This is a genomic window from Falsiroseomonas sp., from assembly GCF_030695085.1.
In the GTDB taxonomy this organism is placed as follows: Bacteria; Pseudomonadota; Alphaproteobacteria; order Acetobacterales; family Acetobacteraceae; genus Falsiroseomonas.
Genome location: NZ_JAUYTS010000208.1, coordinates 1 through 9,886 on the forward strand (window position 1 = coordinate 1; position 9,886 = coordinate 9,886).

General features: G+C 70.0%; 9 protein-coding genes and 1 pseudogene. 4 read left to right on the forward strand and 6 right to left on the reverse strand.

Annotation, left to right across the window (positions count from 1 at the left end; translation table 11 throughout):
• The 4 genes from Q8S40_RS21870 to Q8S40_RS21885 all read left to right on the forward strand — a co-directional run.
• The coding region (locus Q8S40_RS21870; protein WP_305672097.1) for a murein hydrolase activator EnvC at positions 1-637 on the forward strand (637 nt) is incomplete at its 5' end.
• A 207-nt stretch (positions 638-844) separates the two neighbouring features.
• Positions 845-2,218 (forward strand): S41 family peptidase, encoded by a 1,374-nt coding sequence (locus Q8S40_RS21875; RefSeq protein ID WP_371136873.1) that lies wholly within the window; start codon positions 845-847, stop codon positions 2,216-2,218.
• A 75-nt stretch (positions 2,219-2,293) separates the two neighbouring features.
• Positions 2,294-3,613 (forward strand): divergent polysaccharide deacetylase family protein, encoded by a 1,320-nt coding sequence (locus Q8S40_RS21880; protein ID WP_305672099.1) that lies wholly within the window; start codon positions 2,294-2,296, stop codon positions 3,611-3,613.
• 17 nt (positions 3,614-3,630) lie between these two features.
• Positions 3,631-4,113, forward strand: coding sequence for an RNA pyrophosphohydrolase (locus Q8S40_RS21885; protein ID WP_304812038.1), 483 nt, complete (start codon positions 3,631-3,633; stop codon positions 4,111-4,113).
• 3 nt (positions 4,114-4,116) lie between these two features.
• On the opposite strand, the gene Q8S40_RS21890 is transcribed toward Q8S40_RS21885, so the two are convergent.
• The 6 genes and pseudogenes from Q8S40_RS21890 to Q8S40_RS21915 all read right to left on the reverse strand — a co-directional run.
• Positions 4,117-5,241 (reverse strand): endo-1,4-beta-xylanase, encoded by a 1,125-nt coding sequence (locus tag Q8S40_RS21890; RefSeq protein WP_305672100.1) that lies wholly within the window; start codon positions 5,239-5,241, stop codon positions 4,117-4,119.
• An 8-nt stretch (positions 5,242-5,249) separates the two neighbouring features.
• On the reverse strand, positions 5,250-6,110 hold the full coding sequence (locus Q8S40_RS21895) for a ferritin-like domain-containing protein (RefSeq protein WP_304812034.1): 861 nt from the start codon (positions 6,108-6,110) through the stop codon (positions 5,250-5,252).
• Positions 6,111-6,209: 99 nt separating this feature from the next.
• On the reverse strand, positions 6,210-6,620 hold the full coding sequence (atpC, locus tag Q8S40_RS21900) for an ATP synthase F1 subunit epsilon (RefSeq protein ID WP_305672101.1): 411 nt from the start codon (positions 6,618-6,620) through the stop codon (positions 6,210-6,212).
• Between the two features lie 143 nt (positions 6,621-6,763).
• Positions 6,764-8,194: a F0F1 ATP synthase subunit beta gene (gene atpD / locus Q8S40_RS21905; protein WP_305672102.1), complete on the reverse strand. Its 1,431-nt coding sequence runs from the start codon at positions 8,192-8,194 to the stop codon at positions 6,764-6,766.
• Between the two features lie 15 nt (positions 8,195-8,209).
• Positions 8,210-9,100 carry a F0F1 ATP synthase subunit gamma gene (locus Q8S40_RS21910; protein WP_305672103.1) on the reverse strand — a complete coding sequence of 297 codons (891 nt, stop codon included), beginning with the start codon at positions 9,098-9,100 and terminating at the stop codon, positions 8,210-8,212.
• Between the two features lie 11 nt (positions 9,101-9,111).
• Positions 9,112-9,886, reverse strand: a pseudogene (locus Q8S40_RS21915) (F0F1 ATP synthase subunit alpha); the annotation flags it as partial.

A 9,886-nucleotide genomic window follows, 5' to 3' on the forward strand; every position in this document is an offset into this window, starting at 1 on the left:
CCAGGCCGCCGCCGCCGCCGCCCGGGCCAGCGACCTGGCCGATGTGCTGGCGCGGCTGCAACGCGACCGCCAGCGGCGGGAGGCCGAGGCGCGCGCCACCGCCGCGGCGCGCCAGGCCGAACAGGCGCGCCAGGCGGCGGAGGCGGAGCGGGAGCAGAGGTTGGCGGACCAAAGGGCGGCGGACCAAAGGGTGGCAGACCAGGCCGCCAGCGCCGCGCCCCGCGCCACCCCCCAGCGCCAGGCCGCGGTGCCGGTGCCCTCCGGCGGCCGCGCCCTGCCGGTGGCCGGGCGCATCGCCACCGCCTGGGGCCAGCCCGCGCCGGGCGGGCCGCATCGCGGGCTGACCTATACGGCGGCGGGTGGCGCGCGGGTGGTCTCGCCCTGCAATGGCCGGGCCGTGTATGCTGCGCCGTTCCGCTCCTTCGGGCTGTTGTTGATTGTGGATTGCGGAGGGGGATACCATTTCGTGCTGGCAGGGCTGGAGCGGCTCGACGCTTCGGCTGGGCAGAGGCTTCTGGCGGGGGAGCCGATCGGCATCCTCGGCGGCACTGGCGCTTCCGGCGGCTCCCTTTATGTGGAGTTGCGCCGCAACGGGCAGCCGGTGGACCCGCGACCGTGGTTTGCGGCGCGGGGCTAACCTTCGGGTCATCTCCCGAGGGTATGTTTGGTCAGGTCGGCGGCAAGCGGAGCCGCGACCCAAGGATCGGGTGGTCGCATGAGCGACGTGTCTGGGCGCAAGGATGCTAACCGGGACGGCAGGATGCCGAGCCGGGGGCCGGTGAACGGGTCTGGGACAGGGCCGGTGGCAACGCGCGCGCCGGCGACAAGACGCCGGCGGCTGGGGATGGTGGGCGCCGTGAGCGCCGCCTTCCTGGCCGGCGTGGTGGTCGGCCCCATGGTGGCGGTGCCCGGCATCCAGGCCTGGGCGCAGGAGGGGGGCCGGGCGGAGACCTACCGTCTGCTGAACCTGTTCGGCGACGTGTTCGAGCGCGTCCGCGCCGAATATGTCGAGCCGGTCACCGACCGCGACGTGATCGAGAATGCCATCAACGGCATGCTCCAGGGCCTCGACCCGCATTCCTCCTACATGAACCCGCGCAGCTTCCGGGACATGCAGGTGCAGACCCGCGGCGAGTTCGGCGGCCTCGGCATCGAGGTGACGCAGGAAAACGGCTTCGTGAAGGTGATCAGCCCGATCGACGAGACGCCGGCCTTCCGCGCCGGCATCAAGCCGGGCGACCTCATCACCCACCTCAACGGCCAATCCACCCAGGGCCTGTCGTTGCAGGATGCGGTGGAGCAGATGCGCGGCGAACGCGGCAGCACCATCCGCCTGACCATCCGCCGCGAGGGTGAGGCCGCGCCGCTGGAAATCTCCCTGACCCGGGACGTGATCCGGCCGCAGGTCGCGCGCTTCCGGCTGGAAGGCAACGACATCGCCTATATCCGCCTGTCATCCTTCAATGAGCGGACGGAAGGCGCGCTGCGCCAGGCCATGACCACCATGCGGAACCAGGCCGGCAGCAACCTGCGCGGCCTGATCCTGGACCTGCGCAACAATCCTGGCGGCCTGCTGGACCAGGCGGTGCAGGTGACCGACGATTTCCTCGACCAGGGTGAGATCGTCTCCACCCGCGCCCGCCGGCCGGAGGATGCGCAGCGCTGGAATGCGCGGCCGGGCGATATCGCCCAGGGGCTGCCCATTGTCGTGCTGATCAATTCCGGCTCCGCCAGCGCATCGGAGATCGTCGCCGGCGCGTTGCAGGACCATCGCCGCGCGGTGGTGATGGGGGTGAAGTCCTTCGGCAAGGGCAGCGTGCAGACCGTCATGCCCATTCCGGGCAACGGCGCGATGCGGCTGACCACGGCGCGCTACTACACACCCTCCGGCCGTTCCATCCAGGCAACCGGCATCGAGCCGGATATCGAGGTTCTGGCCTCCCGCGCCGACCCGGCCGTCACCGCGCGCGAACGGGACCGGGAATCCGATCTGCGCCGGTCGCTCCGCAACGGCAACACCGAGGCCGCGCCGCCGCCGGCGCTGCCCCCGTTGAGCCTGCCCGCCGGCGTGCTGGAGCGCGTGGTGCGGGAACCCGCGGAAGGGGCGACGGCCTTCGATCCCACCAAGCCTGAAACCGACCACCAGCTGCAGCAGGCCCTGCAGTTGCTGCGGGCCGTCGCGGCGGCCCCGCCCGCACAGCGGCGCGCCCAGCGGTGACCAGCCGGTGACACCCTGCCGGCGCCGCGACTGCGCGGATGAGGTCGCGGCGCAGCGGGCCGCGCCGCAAAGTCGGTGAGCCGCGCCCTCTCCCGGCGCCGGCTGGGCCTGTTCTGGGTGGCGCTGGTGCTGAGCCTCGGCGCCGGTGCGGCCACACTCCACTGGCTCGGCCCGCCGGCCGAAGCGGAACTGGCCGGGGTCGAACCAGCGCCGGCGGTGCGCGAGCCTGAGCCAGCCCGCCAGGCCGAGGCAAACCCCGCAGCGCAGTCCCTGCCGGTGACGCAAACCGTGGCGGCCACGCCCGTCAGCCTGCCCTTGCAGCCACCGGCAGCGGTGACGCCCGTGCCGGAGCCGGTTGCAGCCGCCGACCCGGCCCCGGCCCCAGCCCCGGCCACTGGCACGGAGCCGACGATCGCAGTCGCGGCCGTGCAGGCCATGCTGCCGGCAGCCGAGGCGGCGCCCGCCGCGCCGCCCCCGCCACCGCTCGCCACCGCGCCCGCCACACCGCCACCCGGCGCCGTCCCCGCCGCGGCGCGCCTCGCGGCCGCGGAGCCTGCGATTCCGCCGCCCGACCCGCAGATGCTGGAACGGTCCCGCCACGGCATGGTGCCGAAGCTGGGGCCTGACGGCCGCACCTCGATCCGCACCTATGCCCGCCCCTTCGACCGGGAGGCGGACCGGCGCCCGCGAATCGGCCTCGTGATCGGCAATGTCGGCCTGTTCGCGCAGCATTCCGAGGAAGCCATCGCCCGCCTGCCCGGCGCCGTGACCCTCGCCTTCAGCCCCTATGCGCTGCGCCCCGAGCCGCTGCTGGACCGGGCGCGGGCGCGCGGAATGGAGGTGCTGGTGGCCCTGCCGCTGGAACCCTCGGGCTTCGGCCAGGATGCCGATCCGGGTGACCGAGCCCTGCTCACCAGCCTTTCGGCCGAGGAGAATCTGGAGCGGCTGGACTGGGCGCTGTCCCGTATCCAGGGCCAGGTTGGCGCCATCGGCGCGCTCGGGCGGCTGCGCGGGGAACGCTTTGCCGCGAATACCGATCTGCTGGGCACCATCCAGGCGGCGCTGACCACGCGCGGCCTGCTGTATGTGGACCCGCGCCCCGGCGCCCCCACACCGGCCCGCGCCTTCGGCCGCACCGTGGACCTGGTGCTGGACGACCCCTCGGAGACACGCAGCGAGGTGGAGCGCCGGCTGGTGGAGCTGGAAGCGCTGGCCAAGCGCAACGGCGGCGCCCTCGGCCTGCTCGGCAACCCCACCCCCTTCTTCACGGCCGCCATCCTCGCCTGGTCGGCGGGGCTGGAGGAACGCGGCGCGGTGCTGGTGCCGGTGACGGTGCTGCTGCGCCGGCCCGGGGAACAGGCGGCCTTGCCGCAGGGTTCCCAGGCGACGCGCTGAGCCGTTACAAGGCGCGCATGACCCTGCTTCCCTATCGCGCCAATGTCGGCGCCCTGCTGTTCAACCCCGCCGGCCAGGTGCTGGTGGCCCGTCGCGCCGACATGCCCAATGCCGAAGGCGCCGCCGGTGGCTGGCAGTTGCCGCAGGGCGGCATCGATGACGGCGAGGATCTGCGCCGCGCCGTGCTGCGCGAACTGGCCGAGGAAATCGGCACCGACCGCGCCGAGATCCTGGCCGAGCACCCGGAATGGCTGAGCTACGACTTCCCACCCGAATTGCAGGCCATGCGGATTGCCCGGAAATACCGCGGCCAGCGGCAGAAATGGTTCGCGCTGCGCTTCACCGGCGTGGATGCCGATATCCGGCTGGATGCCGACCCGCACCCGGAATTCGATGCCTGGCGCTGGGCCAGGCTGGCGGAGCTGCCGGGCCTCGCGGTCAGTTTCAAGCGGGCGATCTATGAGGATCTGGTCCGCGAATTCGCCCGCTTCGGCGGGTAGTGTTCAGCCCACGCCCTGGCCCAGGAAGGCGCGCGCCAGGGCGCGCCACATCTGCTTGCGGTTCAGCTCCCAGTCATAGGGCAGGCCGCGATGCACATCGCCGGGGTCGAGCGCCACCGTCTGTTCGCGGTGCAGCCAGGACCAGCGGTCGCTGATGCCCCAGGTCAGCAGGGTACGGGCGCCACCCTCGAAGGCCGCGCTGGCGAATTCATGCACGCGCAGCGCCACCGCCGCATCGCGGGCGACGAAATCGCCGACCGGCGGCCGCACCTCCCGCACATCCAGCTCGGTGATCAGCACCTGCAGGCCAAGCGCGCGGATGTTCTGCACGAAGGTGCGGAAGATGGCGGGGCTGAAGGCTTCCCGCATCTGCAGATGGCCCTGGATGCCGACGGCATCGAGCGGCACGTTGCGATCCCGCAGGGACCGCAGCAGGCGCAGCAGGCGGCGGCGCTTTTCCTCGGCCGGGGGGCTGTCCGCCTCCACGCCGTAATCGTTCAAGGTCAGGCGCAAGGTCGCGTCCCGCTGGCGCGCGGCGCGCAGGGCGATGGCCACGTAATCCGGGCCCAGGCCGCGCAGCCAGGGGCTGTCCCGCAGATCGCCGGAATTGCCCGCGGGCTCCGGCACGTCGCTGCCGGGCGGGTTGGCGATCGGTTCATTCACCACATCCCAATCGCGGATGCGGGTGCTGGTATGGGCCAGCACATGGTCGAAATGCGCCTCCATCACCGCCTGGGCGCGGGCGCGGCTTTCGGCCAGGGCGGGCGCCACCCAGTCCGGCAGGGCGTTGTGCCAGACGAGGGCGTGGCCCCGCACCGGCTTGCGGAAATGCTCCGCCCAGCGCAGCAGCGCATCCAGCGGGGCCGTGTCGAAGCGGCCCGGCTCGGGTTGCAGCGTGTCGAATTTCGCCTCGTATTCCGGCACCAGCAGCCCGGCTTCCTGCGCCACCAGCGCGGCGAATTCCGGTTCATCCGCGAGCAGCCTGGCCGTGACGGCGCAGCCATAGGTGAAGCCGCGGCTCTGGGCGATCTGCGCCAGGGGCTGGTTCGGCGCGCTGGCCGGGGTGAAGCTCTGGGCTTGCGCGGCAAGCGGCGCCAGCAGCAGCGGGCCGAGCGCCCGGCGGGACACCGGCAAGCTCAGGCCGCCACGGGCTGGCTGGCCGCCGGTGCCAGCGGCTTGCGGGCGAGCAGCGCCGCGTAGCGGTTGCGGCGCCAGGTCAACAGGCGCCAGGCGCCCCGGGCGGCGAGGGCCGAAAGCCGGCCGCGCGGGTTCAGACCCACCGATTTGAAGACCATGCCCATGCCCCGTTCGATATGCCGGAAGCGATAATAGTGCATCGCGCGGCCCATGTAGCCGGCAATGCAACGATCATGGTCGTAGGGGGTGCCGATATCCTCGTTGCCACAGTGGAAGGCGAAGGCGAGTTCGTCATCCTCGCTTTCGCCGATGCGGCCGGCGGCGACGCGCAGGCGCTTCGGGAAGGACAGCTTCTCCCGCGCCAGGTACCGCTTCATGTGGTCGTAGAACAGCTTGAAGTGCCGGTATTCATCCGCCGCGATCAGGCGGCAGACCTCCTTCAGCACCGGCTCCTCCGTCGCCTCGGCGAGCGCGGTGTAGTAGCTGCTGGTGCCGGTCTCCACCATGCAGCGCGCGATCAGTTCCCCGGTGCGGGACCCGCGGATGGAGGCATCGGCCTTGACGTCGATCTTGTAGCCCGCGCGGTAGCGCGCGAAGGCCTGTTCGAAATCCCAGCTGGGGTCGGCCAGCATGGCCCATTTGCCCAGCGCGTCGCCGTGCTGGACTTCCTCAACCGCCCAATGGCCGGCGGCCTTGTGGAAGTCCGGATCGTCGTGGAAGACGGATTGCAGGTACAGCGCATAATCATCGCCATTCCGCTCGACCATGGCGGCGGCCTTAACCAGCGGTATGATCTCGGGGTCGAGCCGGGCCGGGTCGAAAGCGTCCCACCTCACCTGCTCGATATGCCAGTGCTTCATACTTCACCCCGCCCGGCCAATACGCACGTGCCGGCCGCGACCATCGCGGCCGCAGCGGGCAGCGTTAATGTTCTGCGGCGGGGCGCCGGATTCAAGCGGTCAGGCGGCCTCGGCCGCAAGCACCATGGCACGCGCGGTCAGCAGGCGCGTCATGATGGCCTCCCGCTTTTCCGGCGTATCCATCGCTGCGGCGGTATAGGCGGCCTCCGCCTCCCGCACTCGCGTTTCGGCGGCCGCCTTGGACAGCTGGGCAAGCGGGGTGGCCTCATCGGCCAGCACGGTGCAGCGGCCCGGCGTGACTTCGGCGAAGCCGCCGGCGACGAACAGGCGTTCCGTCACCTGGCCGTTCTCCGTCACCGCGATGACGCCGCTGCGGAGCGTGATGATCATCGGCGCATGGCCCGGCAGCACGCCCATCTCGCCCTCGGCGGCGGGCAGCACGGCCATCTCCACCGCGCGGCTGAGCAGGAGCTTTTCCGGGGAAACGAGTTCGAGCTGGAAGGTGGCCATGATCAGATCCCTACTCGTCCTAGCACGTCCTGCGGCCCGACTTGGCGGGCCGAGGCCGCGAATGCGGCCCGCCGCCTATGCGGCGAGCCAAGCGGCCGCAGGCCGCGCCCGGCGCCTGAGGGCCGAAAAGCTCGAAGACGCTGCTACGCGGCAGCCTTCAAGGTCTCGCCCTTTTTGACAGCGTCTTCGATCGTGCCGACCATGTAGAAGGCGGCTTCCGGCAGGTGGTCGTATTCGCCGGCGCAGATTGCGGCGAAGGAACGCACCGTATCCTCGAGCTTGACGAACACGCCCGGAGTGCCGGTGAAGACTTCCGCGACATGGAAGGGCTGCGACAGGAAGCGCTGCAGCTTGCGGGCGCGGGCGACGATGAGCTTGTCCTCCTCGGACAGTTCATCCATGCCCAGGATCGCGATGATGTCCTGCAGCGACTTGTAGGTCTGCAGGATGCGCTGCACTTCGCGCGCCACGCGGTAATGCTCCTCACCCACCACGCGCGGGTCCATCGCGCGGCTGGTGCTGTCCAGCGGGTCAACCGCCGGGAAGATGCCGAGCTCGGCGATGGAGCGGTTCAGCGTGGTGGTGGCGTCGAGGTGGGCGAAGGAGGTCGCAGGCGCCGGGTCGGTCAGGTCGTCCGCCGGCACGTAGATGGCCTGCACCGAGGTGATGGAGCCCTTCTTCGTCGAGGTGATGCGTTCCTGCAGCGCGCCCATGTCCGTCGCCAGCGTCGGCTGATAGCCCACGGCGGAGGGGATGCGGCCCAGCAGCGCGGAGACTTCGGCACCCGCCTGGGTGAAGCGGAAGATGTTGTCGATGAAGAACAGCACGTCCTGGCCCTGCTCGTCGCGGAAGTATTCCGCCATCGAGAGGCCGGAGAGTGCGACGCGCGCGCGCGCGCCCGGCGGCTCGTTCATCTGGCCATAGACCAGCGCCACCTTGGAGCCTTCGGTGGAGCCATTCTCGCCGAGCTTGATGACGCCGGCATCGACCATCTCGTGGTACAGGTCGTTGCCCTCGCGGGTCCGCTCACCGACACCGGCGAAGACGGACACGCCGCCATGGCCCTTGGCGATGTTGTTGATCAGTTCCTGGATGGTGACGGTCTTGCCGACGCCGGCGCCGCCGAACAGGCCGATCTTGCCGCCCTTGATGTAGGGCGCCAGCAGATCGATCACCTTGATGCCCGTCACCAGGATTTCCGCCGAGGTTGCCTGGTCCTCGAAGGACGGCGCCGCGCGGTGGATGGTGTAGGACTTGGTGGCGTTGACCGGGCCGCGCTCGTCGATCGGCTCGCCGATCACGTTCAGGATGCGACCCAGTGTCTCATTGCCCACGGGCACGGAGATGCCGGCGCCGGTGTCCACCACCTCGGTGCCACGAACCAGGCCGTCCGTGGTGTCCATGGCGATGGTGCGGACGGTGCGCTCACCCAGGTGCTGCGCCACTTCGAGAACCAGGGTGCGGTCCTCGATCTTCAGGGTCAGCGCGTTCAGGATGGCAGGCAGCTCGGACGGGAACTGCACGTCCACGACGGCGCCCAGCACCTGCGTAACCTTGCCGACATTGTTCTTCATCGTGCGGATCCCTGCTCAGACAGCTTCAGCACCGGAGATGATCTCGATCAGCTCCCGGGTGATGTTGGCCTGTCGCGTGCGGTTGTAGTTCAGCGTGAGCTTGTTGATCATCTCGCCGGCATTGCGCGTGGCGTTGTCCATCGCGTTCATCTGGCTGCCGAAGAAGCCGGCGGAATTCTCCAGAAGCGCGCGATAGACCTGGATCGCCAGGTTCTGCGGCAGCAGCGCGGCGAGGATTTCCTCCTCGCTCGGCTCATATTCATACAGCGCCTGCGCCCCGGCGGCCGGCGCTTCCGCGCCCTTCTCCTCGGGCAGCAGGGTCGGGATCATCTGCTGCGCCGTCGGCACCTGGCTGATGACGCTGCGGAAGCGGTTGTAGACCAGCGTGCAGACATCGAATTCGCCGGCTTCCAGCATGGCGACGATGCGCCCGGAAATCTCCTGCGCATCCGTGAAATCAACGCGCTTCTTGCCGGCCAGCGAGATCTCGCCGGTGATCCGGCTGGCGAATTCGCGCTTGAGGTAGGCGGCGCCCTTGCGGCCCACCGCCAGCACCTTCACCGTCTTGCCCGCCGCCTCCAACTCCCGGATCCGGGTGCGGGCGAAGCGACCGACATTGGTGTTGAAGGCGCCGGCCAGGCCGCGATCGCCGGTGACCACCACCAGCAGATGCACCTGGTCCGCCCCGCTGCCGACCAGCAGCTTCGGCGCATCCGGGCTGCCGGCGACGGAGGCGCCGAGCGAGGCCAGCATACGCTCCATGCGCTCGGCATAGGGGCGCGCGGCCTCGGCCTGCGTCTGCGCGCGGCGCAGCTTCGCGGCCGCGACCATCTTCATCGCCTGCGTGATCTTGCGCGTGCTCTTCACCGAGGTGATGCGCGCGCGAAGTGCCTTGAGGCTGGCCATGACGCTCTATCTCAGCCGAAGGACTTGGCGAAGCTGTCGAGGAAGGCGATCAGCTTGGCCTCGGTCTCCTTCTTGATCTCGCGATCGGTGCGGATCGAGGTCAGGACCTCCGGCGACTGCGCCTTCAGCCCGGACAGCAACTGCCGCTCGAACTCGCCGACCTTGTTCAGGGCGACCTTGTCGAGATAGCCGCGGGTGCCTGCGAAGATCGCGACCACCTGCTCCTCGACCGGAACCGGCTTGTACTGCGGCTGCTTCAGCAGTTCCGTCAACCGCGCACCGCGGGCCAGCAGGGCCTGCGTCGTGGCATCGAGGTCGGAGGCGAACTGCGCGAAGGCCGCCATTTCGCGGTACTGCGCCAGGTCCAGCTTGATCTTGCCGGCCACCTGCTTCATCGCCTTGATCTGCGCGGCGGACCCGACGCGGGAAACGCTGAGGCCGACGTTCACGGCGGGGCGGATGCCCTTGAAGAACAGTTCCGTCTCCAGGAAGATCTGCCCGTCCGTGATCGAGATCACATTGGTCGGGATGTAGGCGGAGACGTCGCCGGCCTGCGTTTCGATCACCGGCAGCGCGGTCAGCGAACCGGCGCCGAAATCGTCGTTCATCTTCGCGGCCCGCTCCAGCAGGCGGCTGTGCAGGTAGAACACGTCGCCCGGATAGGCTTCGCGGCCCGGCGGGCGGCGCAGCAGCAGCGACATCTGGCGATAGGCGACGGCTTGCTTCGACAGATCGTCATAGACGATGACGGCGTGCATGCCGTTATCGCGGAAAAATTCACCCATC

What these genes read in the sequence shown, in the direction of transcription:
- Q8S40_RS21875 (WP_371136873.1), top strand. Translation starts at nt 845, where the DNA reads ATGGTGGGCGCCGTGAGCGCCGCCTTCCTGGCCGGCGTGGTGGTCGGC.
- Q8S40_RS21885 (WP_304812038.1), top strand. Translation starts at nt 3,631, where the DNA reads ATGACCCTGCTTCCCTATCGCGCCAATGTCGGCGCCCTGCTGTTCAAC.
- Q8S40_RS21895 (WP_304812034.1), bottom strand. Translation starts at nt 6,110, where the DNA reads ATGAAGCACTGGCATATCGAGCAGGTGAGGTGGGACGCTTTCGACCCG.
- atpC (WP_305672101.1), bottom strand. Translation starts at nt 6,620, where the DNA reads ATGGCCACCTTCCAGCTCGAACTCGTTTCCCCGGAAAAGCTCCTGCTC.
- atpD (WP_305672102.1), bottom strand. Translation starts at nt 8,194, where the DNA reads ATGAAGAACAATGTCGGCAAGGTTACGCAGGTGCTGGGCGCCGTCGTG.
- Q8S40_RS21910 (WP_305672103.1), bottom strand. Translation starts at nt 9,100, where the DNA reads ATGGCCAGCCTCAAGGCACTTCGCGCGCGCATCACCTCGGTGAAGAGC.